General features: G+C 39.1%; 22 protein-coding genes. 9 read left to right on the top strand and 13 right to left on the bottom strand.

What is annotated here, in order from left to right:
- Positions 1-298 precede the first annotated feature (298 nt).
- The 5 genes from ABLA85_RS10490 to ABLA85_RS10470 form a co-directional block, all read right to left on the bottom strand.
- The gene (locus tag ABLA85_RS10490; protein ID WP_367963840.1) at positions 299-472 is read right to left on the bottom strand and encodes a hypothetical protein; all 174 of its coding nucleotides are present in this window, start codon (positions 470-472) and stop codon (positions 299-301) included.
- 124 nt (positions 473-596) lie between these two features.
- Positions 597-899: a hypothetical protein gene (locus tag ABLA85_RS10485; RefSeq protein WP_367963837.1), complete on the bottom strand. Its 303-nt coding sequence runs from the start codon at positions 897-899 to the stop codon at positions 597-599.
- Entirely contained in the window at positions 899-1,195 is a 297-nt protein-coding gene (locus ABLA85_RS10480) for an XRE family transcriptional regulator (RefSeq protein ID WP_367963835.1), read from the bottom strand. Before ABLA85_RS10480 ends, ABLA85_RS10485 begins: the two co-directional genes overlap by 1 nt.
- Before the next feature lie 47 nt (positions 1,196-1,242).
- The gene (locus tag ABLA85_RS10475; RefSeq protein WP_367963833.1) at positions 1,243-1,512 is read right to left on the bottom strand and encodes a hypothetical protein; all 270 of its coding nucleotides are present in this window, start codon (positions 1,510-1,512) and stop codon (positions 1,243-1,245) included.
- Between the two features lie 268 nt (positions 1,513-1,780).
- On the bottom strand, positions 1,781-2,146 hold the full coding sequence (locus ABLA85_RS10470) for a helix-turn-helix transcriptional regulator (RefSeq protein WP_367963832.1): 366 nt from the start codon (positions 2,144-2,146) through the stop codon (positions 1,781-1,783).
- 629 nt (positions 2,147-2,775) lie between these two features.
- On the opposite strand from ABLA85_RS10470, the gene ABLA85_RS10465 reads away from it, so the two are divergent.
- From ABLA85_RS10465 to ABLA85_RS10455, 3 genes are all read left to right on the top strand, one after another.
- Complete coding sequence (locus tag ABLA85_RS10465) at positions 2,776-4,293, top strand: hypothetical protein (RefSeq protein ID WP_367963830.1); 1,518 nt, start codon at positions 2,776-2,778, stop codon at positions 4,291-4,293.
- Between the two features lie 156 nt (positions 4,294-4,449).
- The gene (locus tag ABLA85_RS10460; RefSeq protein WP_367963828.1) at positions 4,450-5,409 is read left to right on the top strand and encodes an Ig-like domain-containing protein; all 960 of its coding nucleotides are present in this window, start codon (positions 4,450-4,452) and stop codon (positions 5,407-5,409) included.
- Between the two features lie 13 nt (positions 5,410-5,422).
- The gene (locus ABLA85_RS10455) at positions 5,423-5,821 is read left to right on the top strand and encodes a hypothetical protein (protein WP_367963825.1); all 399 of its coding nucleotides are present in this window, start codon (positions 5,423-5,425) and stop codon (positions 5,819-5,821) included.
- Between the two features lie 99 nt (positions 5,822-5,920).
- Here ABLA85_RS10455 and ABLA85_RS10450 read toward each other — a convergent pair whose 3' ends face one another.
- From ABLA85_RS10450 to ABLA85_RS10435, 4 genes are all read right to left on the bottom strand, one after another.
- Positions 5,921-8,716 carry an autotransporter outer membrane beta-barrel domain-containing protein gene (locus ABLA85_RS10450; protein ID WP_367963823.1) on the bottom strand — a complete coding sequence of 932 codons (2,796 nt, stop codon included), beginning with the start codon at positions 8,714-8,716 and terminating at the stop codon, positions 5,921-5,923.
- A gap of 594 nt (positions 8,717-9,310) precedes the next feature.
- Entirely contained in the window at positions 9,311-9,616 is a 306-nt protein-coding gene (locus ABLA85_RS10445; RefSeq protein WP_367963821.1) for a hypothetical protein, read from the bottom strand.
- Between the two features lie 34 nt (positions 9,617-9,650).
- Positions 9,651-10,310: a division plane positioning ATPase MipZ gene (locus ABLA85_RS10440; RefSeq protein WP_367963819.1), complete on the bottom strand. Its 660-nt coding sequence runs from the start codon at positions 10,308-10,310 to the stop codon at positions 9,651-9,653.
- A gap of 388 nt (positions 10,311-10,698) precedes the next feature.
- On the bottom strand, positions 10,699-11,070 hold the full coding sequence (locus tag ABLA85_RS10435; RefSeq protein ID WP_367963816.1) for a helix-turn-helix domain-containing protein: 372 nt from the start codon (positions 11,068-11,070) through the stop codon (positions 10,699-10,701).
- A 224-nt stretch (positions 11,071-11,294) separates the two neighbouring features.
- On the opposite strand from ABLA85_RS10435, the gene ABLA85_RS10430 reads away from it, so the two are divergent.
- On the top strand, positions 11,295-11,636 hold the full coding sequence (locus tag ABLA85_RS10430) for a hypothetical protein (protein ID WP_340621921.1): 342 nt from the start codon (positions 11,295-11,297) through the stop codon (positions 11,634-11,636).
- Positions 11,637-12,232: 596 nt separating this feature from the next.
- On the opposite strand, the gene ABLA85_RS10425 is transcribed toward ABLA85_RS10430, so the two are convergent.
- Entirely contained in the window at positions 12,233-12,331 is a 99-nt protein-coding gene (locus tag ABLA85_RS10425; RefSeq protein ID WP_367963814.1) for a helix-turn-helix domain-containing protein, read from the bottom strand.
- A gap of 47 nt (positions 12,332-12,378) precedes the next feature.
- Positions 12,379-12,960 carry a recombinase family protein gene (locus tag ABLA85_RS10420; RefSeq protein WP_367963812.1) on the bottom strand — a complete coding sequence of 194 codons (582 nt, stop codon included), beginning with the start codon at positions 12,958-12,960 and terminating at the stop codon, positions 12,379-12,381.
- 158 nt (positions 12,961-13,118) lie between these two features.
- Here ABLA85_RS10420 and ABLA85_RS10415 point away from each other — a divergent pair, with 158 nt between their 5' ends.
- The 4 genes from ABLA85_RS10415 (at position 13,119) to ABLA85_RS10400 (ending at position 15,456) form a co-directional block, all read left to right on the top strand.
- A complete protein-coding gene (locus ABLA85_RS10415; protein WP_367963810.1) occupies positions 13,119-13,904 on the top strand; it encodes a DNA-binding protein in 786 nt (261 codons plus the stop codon).
- 180 nt (positions 13,905-14,084) lie between these two features.
- A complete protein-coding gene (locus ABLA85_RS10410; protein WP_367963809.1) occupies positions 14,085-14,282 on the top strand; it encodes a hypothetical protein in 198 nt (65 codons plus the stop codon).
- A 93-nt stretch (positions 14,283-14,375) separates the two neighbouring features.
- Entirely contained in the window at positions 14,376-14,627 is a 252-nt protein-coding gene (locus ABLA85_RS10405; protein WP_367963807.1) for a sugar ABC transporter substrate-binding protein, read from the top strand.
- Complete coding sequence (locus tag ABLA85_RS10400) at positions 14,614-15,456, top strand: hypothetical protein (RefSeq protein ID WP_367963806.1); 843 nt, start codon at positions 14,614-14,616, stop codon at positions 15,454-15,456. The genes ABLA85_RS10405 and ABLA85_RS10400 overlap by 14 nt, the downstream gene beginning before the upstream one ends.
- A gap of 345 nt (positions 15,457-15,801) precedes the next feature.
- Here ABLA85_RS10400 and nadS read toward each other — a convergent pair whose 3' ends face one another.
- Together nadS and ABLA85_RS10390 are read right to left on the bottom strand one after the other, a co-directional pair.
- On the bottom strand, positions 15,802-16,086 hold the full coding sequence (gene nadS, locus ABLA85_RS10395) for a NadS family protein (protein ID WP_367963804.1): 285 nt from the start codon (positions 16,084-16,086) through the stop codon (positions 15,802-15,804).
- 1 nt (position 16,087) lies between these two features.
- Positions 16,088-16,420, bottom strand: coding sequence for a type II toxin-antitoxin system RelE/ParE family toxin (locus tag ABLA85_RS10390; protein WP_367963801.1), 333 nt, complete (start codon positions 16,418-16,420; stop codon positions 16,088-16,090).
- Positions 16,421-16,679: 259 nt separating this feature from the next.
- Here ABLA85_RS10390 and ABLA85_RS10385 point away from each other — a divergent pair.
- Positions 16,680-17,496 (top strand): DUF3560 domain-containing protein (locus ABLA85_RS10385; protein WP_367963799.1); only part of this gene is annotated, 817 nt, incomplete at its 3' end.

Raw genomic sequence — 17,496 nt, 5'->3', positions numbered from 1 at the left:
AACGATAGCGATCAGCTTTAAAGGTTTTATTTAGTGTTTCTTCTAATGGTTTACCCCATCGTTCTTCTTCATGAACATAAACCCCAGAACCATCATAAAAAGTTGTCGTATAAATTTCAGTGGTAGTGCAAATGGCTTCAATACCGTTATAACGGTTATCATTCCAATAGATAATCCCATCAGTCGGACAATTTCGTCCATTGGATTCACGAATTTTCCCTTTTCCGTAATTAGTATAGGTTTTATATTTTCGTTTATAGCTATAAGGTTCAAGTTCGCTTCCTGCTACACAACTTCCTCAACTTGGCAATGGAAATTTTCCTTTTCTTAAACGCTTTTTAAACGCAATATGCGCCCCGCCACACCCCTCACCAAAACCCGCAGGCAAGAATAACCAAATGGCGCATTCGTCTTGACTAGCCGCTTGTGCTTCGTTTTCAGGCAATACCCCCAAATAACCCACTAATGTCATTAAAATAATTGCCACTGTTTTTTTCAAAACCGGTTTTTTACTGGAAAAGGCGAGGGAATAAGACAAAGAAAGCTATAAATGGGAACGGGCTTCATACTCCATTAACCGCCTAAATATCCCACAATTAAGGCCAGAATGGATCTAACATCCATAGTGTAATCAAACGACGTTGAGGTAAATCTAATACGGAGGCTGCTTCAACGATATCAAATTCATAGTTTTTACGGTTATCACCAAACCATACTGTCATAAAAAATTTAGCCATTATCGACTCACCATGACTTAAAACCGACAGGGAATCTATTAACGCTTCTTTATCGCATTCTTTCTTTTCTACATCCCAAAATTTAAACAATAATGGATAATCGGCAAGCATGAGAAAAAAACGATCATGTGGAGTCATTTCTGGAATGGTCATTTTATTCATTATTTTTTCCTCTTCAAATAATTAAACTTATGACTTTCAAATTCAGCACCCAACTTTATCATTTCATTTAAAATACAGGATAAAGTTTTATCATCAAGTGTCAACTGAGCCGCTATGAAGAATAGTATATGTTGATTTAGTTCTCTGGGTTTTTCACCACCTGTATATTTTCGCCATTGGTTACCATTAGACACTCCTGCCAGTTCAGCCATTTGTTGACCAGTTGAATTTAATCTGAATTTCAAGTCTGCTAAATCGTTTGTTGACGGAGGAATATAATTTTCAATTAGCCGCATAAATGTATACCATTTAGAAAAATGGGGCAATTTGCCCCAAGTGTGTATCAACCTACAAAAATATACTTTATCGCTGCGATAACAACGGCAACCCCAACAGCAAAAATCAATTTTTTCAACCAATCCAGATCATTTTTGATAGACACAAGCTCAGTTTTTAGAGTATGTTCAGTTTGTTTTAAATCCTCTTTTGTCGCTGCGCTCACATTTTGTAAATCAGCAATAATTTCTACAATTTTCTCTGCTTGAACTTCATTCATGCCTGATTCTTTTAGAGATTTAATTGCATTGTGTGTATTCATAGTGATGGTTGACATTTCTCATCCTCTTGGGGTTGATGGCTGCTGACTATTCAGCTACCTGATAGGTATTATCATAACACCAAAAGGGCTAAATGGCAATATTTTTGCACAGCATTAGAGAAGTGGTCATGCCGCTGAAAATATAGCATTAATGAATTACGTCAGTATAATTTAGACCCACTTGTCTTGGTCTGACTATGCTGTTCAGCGTTAATAAATGACAAGAAGTTTGTTCCTTAATGATTTATAATATTTTTACGTTACGTATTGATAGTTGATTAATTTATTCTGAAATTATCTTTTTAAATGCGGCCATAGCCTGTTCATATTTTGAAAGTTTATTTTTTGCATCATTTAATTCTTTTGCTAAAAAATCTTCTATATTAGAGGTATTATCTTTTTTATGTAGGTTTAAGATTTTTTCAGCGAAAATATCATCATACGTGTATAAATAGCATTCTGGGATATCTAAAAATTTAGCTATCCTACAAGCCATCTCATAAGTTGGAACATGAACCCCTCTCTCATAGCTAGAGATCTTGATACGAACTGTTCCTATGTCTTCTGTCTCCAGTGCGAGCAATTTTGCTAATTCGACTTGGGATAGCCCCTTGTTTTTTCTCGCAAATATTAATCTTTTAGGCAACATAATTTCTATACATTTTTACTCTTGACTCTTTTTTACCATTGTTTCAGAATGTGCTGTAAGAAAGACTTACTTACATGAAAGATTTGCTTTCATTTAGTGAGTGTACTAATAACAAAATAAATTATTCCAAAATCAAATTAATTTAATAGTAGCTATTGAATAGTTGTTTTTTTACCAGGGAATCTTATTGATCATAAATATAATAAGCGAACCGAATTAATATGCTGACGAAAGTTTTCTTGAAAAGACAGTTGCAAATATTATTCTTAATTTACTGTGGGAATCATATGAGCGTGATGAATTAAAAGATAAAGTGTTATAAGTTATTTATTTATATGGCGTTAATTTAAAATGAACTGTAATTATCTCTAAGAAAGATATTTTCTCATAGGTAGTATTAAAGGAGGTTAAATATAATAATATTTTTTATATAATGTATATTGACATTTATTTATTTGAATGTAATCTGGCTTGAAAAGCTCAGTAAAAACAGCCTTCTCATAAAGCGGTATTAAATATAAATACTGTAATTTTTGTTTCTTTCGAAAAGTAGTTAAAACCTATTGTTGAATACCACTCATAGAAATGGTTATTCAGTTAAGAATAAACTTTATAGAAAGGATAATATAATGGCTGGACAAATCACGACAGTTCCTAATGATAAGAAAAATATTATCAAAGGACAACCATTCAGTGTAGTTTTTACGATAACTGGTGAACCAAATATTACGGATGCGGTGAAGGTCAGTATTGTTTCTTCACCGGGTCTGAAACTAATAAAGACATTCCCTGGCTCAGTTAATAAGAGAGTATTTTCCCAGCAATTGATATTCCTGGCCGATGAAAGCAGCAAGGATCATCAAATCAACTTTACCACAAATTCTCCGAGTAAACTAAAAGGGGAGGTGACCTATCACTCTATCGACAATCCAGAGATGATACGAGACACTTGTGTACTGAGAGGAGCCTCGGCTTATTTGTACGATCCAAGTCCCGTTGCGTTTACTGGTCCAGCTCCAACAACCAACCCATTCATTTCAGCGTCAATCAATCCGATGATGAAAAAGGGAGGGGCAATTTCAAACTATGATATTCCTCTTCGTGCAACAGCGCCCCTGAGAATATTCACTGAGGAGGATATGAAGGAAATTCCTGCTTATGAGGTTGATCTGGAAAAACAATATTATTACTATCTGGTTAATAAACCATCAACCAGTGCTGTTAATCTAAAAATATACGCAACTCAAAGTATCAGTCGGTTCGTCGGGATTGAGACGGTCTTCAGCCAGATAGAATACAGTCAAAAAGAAACCATATTTATTAACACTATTAAGCTTAATACATCTGATAGCTTTGAACCGCCTGTTATTGAGGAAACATACTCATCTTCTAATTTAACAAGGCCGGATCAAACGGATAATTTCCATTTCATGGTTCCAAATTACCCAGGCGCGAAATCCGGTGATTTCATCATCGGGTTTGTGACCGACGATGATAAAGACATTTATAAGAAACAGCTATGTTTTGGACAGTTAGAGCGTGAACAGAGCGGATATTATAAATTGTCAGCCGATTACGACAATCTATACGCGGGTGATAATTTTATCAGCTATGTTGGGCTTGATGAAAAAGGCAACACTGTAGGATCTAAGCTTAATTACATAAGCTACGATAGTGGCGGTAATAACACCCCAGATCCCAATGATACAAACCGAACTCTGGTTGCCCCAGAAGTATATGATCAGTTCGGAGTATTTATTGGTATATATCAGGCAGTCAATATCAACAGTATTGGCCAAAAAGGGCTTGAGGTGCGACTGTTATCCGATTCGACGAAACCGGATACAACAATAGCCGCAGGTGACATGATCACGATTAAAGCTTATATCTCACACAGCATCGATACTCTCTCACCAGCCCGTCCTTTACCGATAGTAGTTATTGAAAGTCACCATGTGAAACCGAATGAAATAATAGATGGTTATTATAAGGTTATCATCAAACCTGAATTGCTGATGGGGTATGGCTCATCAGGTGGTGATGACGATAGCACTATAGCGATAGACTACAGACGTGTTGCTCAGAATCAGAAATCGAAACTTTATATCAGGAGTTTTGATACAAGCTTTGGTACAGCAGAACCTTAACTAACCAAAATAAGTGGCAGCTAATAGCTGTCACTTATTATTAATCCGGCGGCAGTTTATATCGTCATAGGAATAAAGATTTCATGTAGTTTACAGCCACATAAACTCCGTTCGGTAATATCAAAATAATTAAATTAATTGGCCAGAGGTGATTGTATGCCTATAAAAAACAGTCTGACGGCTCCTTTTTTACCACAAAGTAGCAATGGTATTATTGATGAATCAGAACTAAGTCAACCCGTATTGGTGGTAGTAGTAAACCAATATGAACACGCCCATATTGGCGATTATATCATTGTTCATTTGAATGGAGATGTAAATATATCGTCAAAACCATTTTATATTATAGAGGAAAATATTCATCTTCCTAACTATAAAATAATAATACCATTTTCTGATATTCCTCTCGGCAGCTATGAGGTTTTCTATACCATTATCGACTGGACAGGAAATCCGGTGTCATCTGCAACTAGCCATGTCACAATTAAAAAGTCAGATTATCCACAGCCTGCGGTAATCGCTTCTTTAGAGGCAAAGATTTTGGCAAATGGTATGCCAGCCAATAATTACACTCCGAATTCTGTACTCATTATAGCTTTAGATGAAAAAAAGAAGATAGTACCCGGCGCATCAATACACATTGTCACCCATGACAATACGCATATTACGCCGTCTTCTGGTGTTACAAACCAGGATGGGCAGGTGGTTTTTTGTGCAACTTCTGATACTTGCGGTCTTTCTTCAATACAAGTTGTATCAGGAAATATCAAGGATAAAATTGAACTGTATTTTTCTCCGGTTAATGAAGCAATAGTAATAATAACTGGAAGTGAAAAAATTGGTGAAGAATACGAAACAATTACCATCCAAGTTTTCGATAAAAATACAACGGAACCAATTAAAAACTCTATTGTTCATTATAAAATAGACCAGGCTATAAGCATGAGTAACATATTAGAAATTTCTTTAAATCCCAAGACAATCCGGCCAATGATTACAGATGAAATAGGGCAATTCCAAATAAACCTGAAAGGTAAGTCAGGAGGAAATTGTATTATAAGGGTTACTGCCAACAATTATGTCGGAAGCATAAACTATACCATGGGAAAACAGTAAGGAGATATTAACGATGGCAACGAAAACACTTTATTTTACAGGTGTAGAAAATAATTGGCATGTATCGTATTACTTTCTGACGCAAGCTAGTTATGATTATACAGTGACATTATTAGATAAGGATACTGGACAGGTTTACGAGACTTGGAGCAAACCAGATGACCCATCTGGCGACCCTCACAGCACGGCAGGTATCATTCTCTTCACAGGCGCACCTGGAAAACTTATATGTACAGTTGATTGTCCCGAAAGCTCCAGGCTTGACGTTGACATGAGTAACAGTGATATAACTGCAAATGCGGGACAAATAACGCTAGGAAAGACCTATACCGCCGCCTTTGAGGATAACGGTGGCTCAATCGATTTTAATGACTTGTTTATCTCTATCGCAGGGTGGAAATACTACGAATAAGCTCAAGCAGTTATTTTGTCATCAGAGAAGATCTCTGGGATTCTCATCGTGGGGTATTATCCCCACGATTTCCTGTTAATTCCTGTGGTCCTTACTTAATCACCACGTCATCCTTAGACCAATTTTTGCACTCAGTTCATAGCTGTCTGCAAAATTATTCAGACTGGTGTTAACTGAAGTCTGGCCATAGACGAGAGAATTACCCTTATTCCAACTGTAGGAACCCCCGATGCCTGTTTCACCCCAAGTGCGATCATTCCCACCGTGGAAGGTTACATTAGCCACATCAACCGCGTCATTACTCCCTTGAAGTTCCTGACGAATGTTGAAAAGGCCGTAAAGATTAGCGGCTTTTTCATCCTTGCTCTGATCATTGCGCCACTTTTGGCTGTAGTCTAGTGTTGCGCCCAGGCGTAATTTCATGTTCCTGCTTTGATCAAAGCGGACTTTGGCACCAAATATGTCATGGAAGTTATTCATGTCGATGGAGGAGAACACGAGCTGCGCCTGCGGGGTCAGTGACCATTCTGGACTCAGGTCAAATTGTTGTCCTGCTTCCAGGCTCACCGCATATCCCAGAGCGGACTTATTATTCCCCAGTTGCCGGCTGGCAGTTTTTGAATTCAGGTCATTGCCAAAGTAGGTAATCTGAGCTAACCCGTCCAAATAAAACTGATTATTGCTGTACCATGTGCTTGTTGTGCCTATTGTGTAACCCTGCGCACGAATGTTACCTTCACCATGCACAGAGCCTGCATCAGCATTAATATTCGAATATTGCAGGAAAATACCGCCTGCCACTGAGCCTTGGTCATTTTCATAAAAGCGTCTGTCTATGCCGAGTTGAGCACGAGTCATGTTATAAGTGATAGCGCCAGCACCTGATGTAGAGACACGTGGCGATAATTTACCGTAAGAAGTGGTAATCCGTCCCCATACTCCATTGGGTATCTGGCTTGTACTCTCGTTGGTGTTGTACTCATTAGCAGCATTTCTGAAATCATCCATGTCAATCGGCTTGCTCTTGCGTCTGCCGATCCGGTCACGCAAGGACGCTGGCGTATTCAGCGTCTGTAAAACTCGTCCGTAAGCCTCGTAAACACTCACACCAGCCTGATAAAGCTGTGTCGGTTTAGCGTTGGGTTTTGAACTGATCAATAATGAGCGCAGATACCAGTTTCCATCCGCATTGTTAGTACCATTCTTATAAAGACGGTAGGCATAGGCACCAGCTACAACGGCAGGATCTCCTCTATAATTATAGTCGCCAACCAGATTGAAAATACCATTTGATGCCCCCTGGACATCAATAACCTTGATACCGTCAGTCGTCTGTGCCCCCGCTCCCCCGACGTTTTTGATCACAAGATGAGTTGAACCCGATGTGCTGCCTTTCACTACAAGTTTGTCAGTCTTTGAGTGATCCCCGCCCAACGCGGTTGATAAAGTCACTGTGCCGTTATTGCCCTTGTAATCACTTGCGATAGTCAGTGTACGCCCGACATGTTTGTTATCTCCGCCAACGAACACTCTGCCACTGTTATTCAAAGCGGAAATTGTTGTGTCATGGTTGAAATAAAGATTACCCGCATTATCAATATTACTGGTGATACTTCCCATTTTATTTCTGTCACCCAGACGTAACGCACTGCCGGATAATATCTTGACAGTACCGACATTCATGTCGTGGGTATAAGTAAGATCCAGATTTTCCGTTGCAGCCCCTTTTCCCCCTATGGTGACGACTGAATTTTGCAACCCGGACACATTGCCCTTCAGGATTGCATTTGGGCCAGACATATAAAGACTGGCGTTGCCAAGTTCCACATCGCCATCAATTTCGCCCGAATTGTGAATACCCTTAGTAATCGTTCCTTTATTACTAATAGCAAATTTGTTTCCCCGTATTATGCCTCCAACCGAATTCGTGATGGTATCGACAACGCTTTTATCGTCGATAGAAATTCCATTTCGCTTTCCATATAGTAAGGAAGCATTGGTAATCTGTTTTATCCTGGACGGTCTCATGCTGGAATCATCCAGTAGCGCCTCGCCTTGCCCGGCGACCTGAATTGCATCCTGCTCAGCCGTGATCCCTTTACTTCCGGACTGATTATAGAGATTTTCTAGGTATCCTCCATTTTGAATTAGAACACTGTGATTGGGTCCGGTCACTGTTCCATAATTATGGAAGGTGCCGGCATTAGAGCCTGAGTCGATAACAAGTGTTGCGAAAGTAGAGCCGATATTATTCTTCAGAGATTTCAGTATCCCACGATTATCAAGAGTCTTAAGTGTTGAAGATGTAACAGTTATCCCGTCAATCGATCCTTCTTTCCTATTTAGGAGGGTATTTACGCGCCCATATTGACTATTATTATTTGCTTGACTCGCCTGCTGGATCATTATTGAATTAAAGGATTCAGGTTCATCACTGGCTTTGATTATGCCAGAATTATCTAGCGTGTTTATTTGACCAGAAACCCATACGGCTCCGTTGACGCCACTTATGGTTCCGTAATTAAGTAGCTTTCCAACAGAACCACTGTAAGTTACTGTGACTCCACTACTTCCCTGTAAAACTCCATTATTCTCAATGCGTTCAACGGGAATTACTTGTGCCAGATTATTGTTAATGCCGACACTGACAGCACTGTATTTCAACCCGTAGCTATCTGAACCACTTGGTAGTCCTTTGGGAACATCAATTGATGCGTTCTTCTTGATAGTAAGATTTTCGCCATTTGAGAGATTACATGGTTCTGTCTCATTTCCAGAAATGGTGGTTTGCATATTCGAAGAACCGCATGATGAGACCGCTATTGCATCAACACTTATCACCAGTAAAGTCACCCTAAGAGCGATTGTAAATACAGCATGTCTGTATATCTTCATAAGAGGAACCCCTACCCCCTAAATAGCCTGATTTTCATTTAAATAATTAAGTGGAGCCTACTAGAATATTATTACTGTAGAATAAATTTAGGGGGTTGGTGAGCAACGGAACCATAATGGCGATTAAAGGATTAAATAGAGTAGCCAATATCATTAATCTCGCTGATATTCTTGTTTGCGATATTTTTGAGCAAATTTTGTAGCACTTTGATGAGAAAAAATCTTTACGTATCAGGATAATTATGGACGTCTTTGTAAACTTTCTCCGGTTATATTCTATTGTAAGAAGGCTACTTGCAAGCATCACAGCCATGACACAATACTTCTATTATTGACCTTGATGTACTCGTGGCGGGTCTGAATTTAGGAGGACAGAATTTTCAGGGATTCTAAGCCAGAACCCCTGTTATACGCTAAGACGATTTTTTCAGTACGGCCCAACCCTTCGCACCTCCATAATCATTCCCCCCCTTAAGCAATGAATACGTTGTCAGATACATCTGTGTTCTGCGTTTTGTTGACGCCATAACCTCGCTATTTCAATAGTATTCGTCAAGCTCTATTTATCTGTTTTTTAGTGTGTAATAATACTTATTATTTATTTATTGGAGGTCTACCAGCCTTTGGGCTATTTTTACGTATCTCTTCAAACAGCTCTAGGCGTTTACTTTCAGGTAAACGTTCCAGCGCTTCCAGTGCTGATCGGATAACTTCTGCTCGTGAAATACTTCCTTCATGCTGAAAACGGAGTGATTTTTCTAGGTCTTCTTCGGTTAATGTCAGATTAACACGAGTTACCGCAGAGGCTGAACCAGGTTTATGAGCGGCAGTACTAATGAACTGCCGCAATGTGGTTTCCTTATTCTCTGGAGTAATAATTTTTTTTGGTAGCTTAGCCATTATATATTCACTTTTTAGTGTGTAATATTACACATTATATTATTTCTAATTCATTTAACAGTATCTCTATCTCTCCGCGAGCTTTATTTCCGCCTTTGTCATTAAACTCATGCACTCCTTGCCCTGTGTTATAGGCGACTTTGTAAGCCTTTCGTGAATATATACGCTGGCGAGGAACGGGTAACCAGTCCGGATCATCATTAAGCATTTTTCGTAATTCTCCTGCGTCTCGGTCACGTGGATCTGTGACGCAGCGGTTAAGTACAATCCAGGGTTTCATTGTGGGATTGAGCGATGCTTGTGCTGTTTTCACATCCTCAACCATCCGTGAAAGGGTATTGATCTCTATCTGTGCCCCCGGCTCAATGAATGATAGCAGCACGTCAGCACAGGTTAGCGCTTTACGAAACTCCGCAGATTTTTTCCCTGGAGTATCCAACAGAACATAATCAAATTTTATAGCTAGCTTTTTGGCTCGTTCAGCTATGTCGGTGTAGCTCTCGAAATAGTTCACTTCTGGAGTGATACCAGCTTCCTGTCTTTCAGATACCCAGTCTTTAATGCTCTGTTGATCGTCGCATTCTAAGACCGCACATTTTTTTCCTATTTTGAGTAGGTAGGTCAGAATTGATACTAGGATAGTTGATTTTCCAACCCCTCCTTTGTGACTACCAAACACAATGATTTTTCCCATAATTCCTCCACTTATTAATAGTGTGTATCATTACACATTATTAATGAATTATATCAATTTCTATGGGATAATCAATGTTAATAGTGTGTATTATTACTTACTATTTTTATGAGCGGGAGCATTTGGGCAAGCGCGATGTTTATGATAATGTTCCATTTAACGCAATGAGTTTTACTAGATGGTGACTACAAAAATTAGTCGTTACATAAGGTCAGTAGGAAGTTATGGATATAATGCCTTCAACTGATTATCGGAAACTGATCCTTACTGGCTCTGATACACAACGCTTAAAATCTGATATGTTCAACATATCTATAGATATAAACTCTTTAATCATTACTATTGATCTGCCAGCAAATATCAAAAAACATAAGTAACAAAAAGGGGCTTACGCTCCTTTTTTTAGCTGTAACATTACGTTTTCCGTTGTTTTTAATACTGTTTCTAAAGCTCTTTCATATTGCAATATTCTTTTTTTAGCTAACATCAATTCTTCTTCTAATGGCGTATTGTCTTTTCTGTGCAACTTTAGAACTTCTTCAGCAAAAATATCATCATCTATGTAAAAGTAGCATGGAGGAACGTTTAGAATGGCTGCCATTTGACAAGCAGTATTGTAAGCCGGGGCAGTAATCCCACGCTCATATCTAGATATAGTTGCTTTAGCTACATCCTCATCTTCAAAGCCTAATTTTTCACCTAATTCTCGTTGAGAAAGTCCCTGTGCTATTCTGGACTCTGATAGTCGTTTTTTATTCATTGCATAAATCTTATGTTTAACTTGACTATTGTCTATCACTGTTACAGAATGAACACCAGAAACACAATTTGTTTACGTAAACTATAAGTGTTTCCTGTGTAGAGCTTTGGATAGAACCTGTATCTATGTTTGTAACATCAGGGAATAATACATACTGAATAATAACAAAAGAACGCTATCGCTACCTACACCCCTTCTATAAGGGGTTTTTTTTAAGGCTTATCATGAGTGAAATAAATTTTCATATTGATGATGTAATTAAAGAAAGAATAATGTCTCTATCATGGAAAGAAGACCAAATACCTACACTATATAAAAAAATCATAGATATTACTCATTCGTTTAACGAGTGTAGTAATGATATCTGCATAATATGTATACATATATTATATTCATCTATAAAGAGTGGAGTATTAGACGAAGAAAAAGAAACATGGGAAATGCTAAATGATGATGTGGCATATAAATTTGAAGTGATTGCATCTTATCTCATGCTGGATGCAAAAAATCGTGTTGAAGTAATAATGTTTAATAAATTCAATTTTATCGAATCAAAACTAAATTAAATTTTCTTTTTTCATAATTCGCTGCCTACGTTTAATAGGTAGCAGATTATATCTTATCATATATCTTCCTCTGCTAATACAAGGCAATATAAAAAATGATTTAAAATCAATTTATTACACCCTTTACGCACTTATGGCAAGATCTTTGGTGCTCCGATAAGGATTTAACCGAATGCCATTGCTAAGCCAGAACCGTCCAAAATGTTGCTACATTTATCATCAACTGATTCAAATCGTGTTATTATATTGAAGTTTCTCTATTTTCACTTCGCCTATCTTTATTATGACCATAAAGCATAGAATTAATAAGGGTAACAATATGACCATTTATATTAAAGGACTTACTACTAATAGATACCAGTTTGCTCGCGGCCCTATAACCCAAGAAATCAAAGAAAAATTAATTGGTATGATCAAGAATTCATAGGAAAAACATGAGTTACTTGCTGAGGATATAATAGAAATTATATCAGTTGCTCGATACGATCCTGACGGCTTTCGGGCGGTGAATAAATCTCTAGATAGCCTTAAAGGTGCCTACGATTTAACGGATTAGTGTATTTATGGGTGAACATAACCTAAAACTTAGCCATTGATTAATTACTTCTTTTACTCACTCGCGTGACTGTTTGGTCAGAAACACCAACAAGACGGGCTGTTTCGCTGATAGACTTACCTTGAAGCCGAGTGTGCACCAAAGTGTGCAATTTGCAGTAGTCGACTGCACGGAATATCAGGAGCACTACTCAGCATTTGCAGCCCTTACTCTCAGGATCGTTTGTCTTGTCGTATTAAATTCACGAGCGACTGCACTAACACTATTTCCTGTTCTCAAACGCTCGATCACTACTTTTTGTTGTTCCTTATTCAGTATAGGGGGACGACCAAATCGTTTTCCTGCTGCTTTAGCCCGCATGATACCTGAATGAGTGCGCTCAATGAGCAGATCACGTTCAAATTCAGCCACCGCCGCAATAACCTGCATCGTCATTTTTCCTGCCGAACTGGTCAGATCCACACCGCCAAGTGCCAGACAGTGAACCCGGATTTCTCTGTTTTCCAAATCTTCGACTGTTCTCCTGATATCCATTGCATTGCGTCCTAACCGATCAAGTCGTGTCACAACCAAAATATCGCCGGCTTCCATCCTATCCAGCAATCGATTAAAACCGGGCCGTTCATAAGCTGTTACCGAACCACTGATACTTTCTTCCATTACACGATGTTCCTGGATATTAAATCCCGCCATTTTGATCTCCCGGCGTTGGTTTTCCGTTGATTGTTCCAAAGTAGAAACACGACAGTAGGCAAAAACCCGCGACATTATATATTTTCCTGTCCGAAAAGGATGTACGAATTATAGCAGGTGTACGATAAAAAATTAACTAACTTTCGGACATGTGGCAGCAAGCATGTCCGAAAATGAACAGTTTCGGACAAATAATATCCGTGCAATCGCCTTCTGAAAATGAATATATACATATGAATATGTTCGCGTTGTCACTTGTCGGGGGTGGTAATCCTGGGAGATTGAAACAGATATGGGATGAATATCTTTCAGCTCAGATGGAAGTTACGGCAGAACCAATAGCTGAACTGCCACTTGAAGTAGCTGAAGAAGTTAAAACAGTATCGTCAGCGTTGGCTGAACGTATCAATCAGCTTGCTACAAAGCTGAATGACAAGGCCGTAAAAGCAGCAGAACGGCGGGTTTCCGAAGTTACTCGCGCAGCAGATGAACAGACTGCGCAGGCTGAACGGGAGTTGGCCGATGCCGCACAGACCGTGGATGCTCTAGAAGAACAGCTAGATGTATTGCGTAAGAAATATAATATCACTCTGGCCGCGTTAGATAACAGCAAGGAAAAAGAACAGACTCAAGCTGTAGAGTTAGCTCAATTACATGAACGTCTGGCCGCTATAGAGAAACAACTTACGGAATCCGAAAAAGTAAATAAAGAAGCAATAGAGCAACACCGACAACAGTTGGTTGATATGCAAAAAAGGCTTGATGCCGCCGACAAGGCAGTTATCAGTGCAGCAGAAAAAGCAGAAAACACGGTTATGGCCATAACTGAAAAACACAGCGGGGAGTTGAAAACTCGACAAAACGCATTGGATAAAGCTCTTAGGGATGTCGCAGATGTACGTGAAGCAAAAGCTGCGCTAGCTGGAGAAGTTAAGGCATTGAAAGAACAAAACAGCAAACTAGCTACTTTGTTGACTAGGGGAGCTGAACAGGTTGTACAGGAGAAAAAGAAAAAATAATGTTATCCGAGTAATAATACGAAAAAGCGTCGATAAAAAGTCATGTTGATAGTATAAATATCGATATTTATACTATCAACATAATTCTACCAATCAGTGAATTCTCATTTATCCACTTTTTCGAATTAGATTAATTGAAAATGAAAAATTTACCTCTAATATCTGGATGAGAAAACAACAATGGGGGATATCCAGCGCATTATCAAAAGCGTGCTGCCGGAAGAATTTACACCAGAATTCGACCAAAACGCCCTGATTGATGCTATAAGTCAATTGGCAAAGGGAACAAAGGAAACTTTCGCGCGTGTTTCTCCGGTTGCAGATCAGGGGGATAAACCCCCCTGTACGTCATTCATTAGCGGAAGAGAAGGGCGATAAAAATGAAGAAATCACGCGAAAAAACAGTAATAACATGTTCCCGGAATAACGGGAGCTGAGCATGAAAGAGATTAAGGTGTGGAAAAATTGCCAATGAAGCAGATTTATTACGATGAAGGTTTTAGTGGTAACAATAAGTATACGTTTGAAGTCTATCAGCGTGAGGATGGTACATATTTGGCTCTGTCACGCCGTTGGAACCGAAAACTTAATCTGGTTCAGGACGAAACTCAGTTTGAAGCCACAACACGGGAAGCCTTGCGCGAGCAAAATTACCCGCGTACCCGTCAGGTTAAAATCTTCCTGAATTCTGATTTCTGGAGCCAGCAAAATGAACAGAGTTAAAATTGTCTCCGAAGTCCCTAACCCAAAAACAATCGAGCTGTTGCGAAAAAAAATGAGCCTCACTCAGACTGAATTGGGCGAAATTATGGGGCTGACATTACGGGCATGGCAGAAGAAAGAGGCCGCAGGTGAAAATGTACATCACATGAATGCTACTAAATTGGTGCCCGGTGAGTACAATTTTTTGCTATTAATGGCTGACTTGCATCCCTATTATCAGTTAACAGAGCCTTTTGATGCCCAAAAAATGGTAATGGGATCATCTACAGCAGAAGAAGTGAAATATTTTCGGACGGTATTAGGGCTGACAACCTCTGAGATGGCTAAGTTGATGGGATATTCTCTATCAACCTGGCTTGGCAAGGAATATCCTAAAAAAGATCTCAAAAAATTAAAACGGGCCGAGTACAATTTCTTGTTGCTACTTACCGAAGAACATCCCAACATGAAAATGATAAGAGGCGTTGGGAAAGATTTAAAGCAATACCATTCTAAGACGTTAACAGCGGCTGAATACCATTTGCTGTTATTAATCTCCGACCTGCATCCTTATTATCGGTTAGAAGAACCGTTTGAAATAACGAATCTGATTAAAGATATGCCAGAAGAACTGCCTATTGAAGCGCTCAGAAATACCTTGCAGTTAACACAGAGTGATATAGCGAATCTCACGGAATATACTGTGGCGACTTGGCAGGCAAAAGAAAAAGAGCAGGCAACCATTGCGGATATCAAATTAAGGACAGAAGAATATAATTACCTGCTACTGCTTGCCGGAAAGCATCCGAATATGAAGATGTTACACATGGCACCGAAAATTGCTTCTTAATGGAGCATGGCGCACCAAAGGCATTTTCCCCAAAAAAGCCGGGCAAAATGTCGCCTGGACTACGCTAATCGCCCAAAATGCCGGGCGATAAGCTCCGCAGAGCCACTGTGTGTCTCTGTCCTGCCGGATACCAAGCGATGCGTAAAACCGAATAATCAGAGTTAGCTTCTGTAATTGCCTATATGGTCTTTAAAAAATAGAACCAGTCGGGTAAGTGGTTGCGCCCACTACGTGTTCACAACCACGTTGATCAAGTGTTTTTTATCGGTGAGTTGTCAATCACTAAATCGGAACCCTAAAGGGTGCCCCCGATTTAGCGTTTGACAAGGCTGGCTAAGGTGATTTTTAGTGCGTTGCCAGAGCCTTATAGAAATTCGGATCATTTTGAATAATCGCTAAAACTTTTGCAGCCAGACCGGTCGGATTTCGCCGTTTCTGTTCCCAGCTTTTAATTGTATCAATGCTAGTACCTAGCGCCTCGGCCATTTCTGCCTGAGAAATGTTAAGCTGGGTGCGTATAGCTTTAACGTCGGCAACTTCGTAGCGAGTCACACGCGCAGCCTCTTTATGGCCTTTTTTAATTTCAACGGCTTCCTCTAGGGAAGCTTTTAACTCGTTAAAAAAGCTCATTTTACACCTCATCTTTCAGTAATTTTGCCAGTTTTTTTAATTCTGCTTTTTCTGCATCGGTTAAGCTATCTTTTTTGCTTTTGGGATAAGCCATCACTAGATAAATAAAATCTTCTGTTGCTAGAAAATAGATAACTCTGGTACTTCCACTTTTTCCTTGTGAACCTGTAGCCATTCTGATCTTACGCAATCCTCCCGTGCCCGATATAATATCGCCTTTGTCCGGGGATTCGATCAACTCTCGTTGTAGTTTTTGCAGCTCGTCATCAGTAGCAAGCTCTTTTATCTGCCGGGTAAACAGACTGGTTTCAATAAATTCTATCGCATGAGCCACAGGCAAATCTCCTTTTTGTTAGAGTACATTGTACTCTTTTTGGACGAAAATTACCAGCCTGAGAGAGAAATTTATTTATATTAATGTTGATGATGTGTTCATTTTTACTTTAAAAAATGGAATTTATTCAATCGGCTATAAACATAAATTTTATTTTAATTGTATTGATAGTTTATCTATTTGGTCGTATAATGTGTTTATTGAAACGGCAATCGGCCTGTTTCGCGGTAACGCCCCGTTTGGCGTAGGAGTAAACAAAATGAATGATTCTCAAAAATGGCAAGAAACCGAATTCGCCGCTTTAATGACAAGCACAGGCTTTAAACTCCAACATATCGAGGGCAATAATGTTTGTTGTTCTGAGCATGTGTATATTGTGGGGGAAAAGGGCGGTCTGTTTAAAGATGGTATATGTCAGATTAAGTTAGGCAAAGTAGCGTCTGCATTAGTTCAGGTTACGGAAAAATTACGGATTGGATGGCTCAATAAAATGGCAAAGGGTGATGAATCTAATGCTTATGAACTCTATCAGCAAGCGCGAAAAGAGCGTTATTCAGAGCTTGCTGATAAAGCCAGAAATCAGGGACGGGCAGCACTGAAACAAGCCAGAGATATTATGAGCTTTATTCCCCCAGGACAACCTATTTTAGTTGGTCATCACAGTGAGCGCCGCCACCGTCGAGATCTCGAAAAAATTGAACGCCTTGAAAGAAAAGCGTATTCTGAATGTGAGGGCAAGGCGAGCTATTATGAAACAAAGGCCGAAAATGTCGGCAATGGTGGCGTTTCAGGTGATGATCCTGATGCTGTCTGGAAATTGACACAAGAACTTAAAGAGTTAATTGCAAATCAGGAATTGATGAAATCATGCAATAAAGTGATAAAGAAATACAGTGATGAAGAAAAAAGAAAAAATGAATTGAAAATATTAGGGCTGACAGATAAAAAAATTCATCATTTGCTTTATCAGGGATTAGGGGGTTGGGTTGGCTTTGAACCTTTTAAATTAACCAATAATAACGCCAGAATAAAAAGAGTAATTAGACGTATTAATGAAATTAAAACCATAAAAGAGC

Origin of the sequence: Xenorhabdus sp. SGI246 (assembly GCF_040838225.1) — a bacterium.
Taxonomy (GTDB): Bacteria; Pseudomonadota; Gammaproteobacteria; order Enterobacterales; family Enterobacteriaceae; genus Xenorhabdus; species Xenorhabdus indica.
Note: the sequence above shows the minus strand (reverse complement) of the source record. Positions and strands in the feature narration are given on the sequence as shown.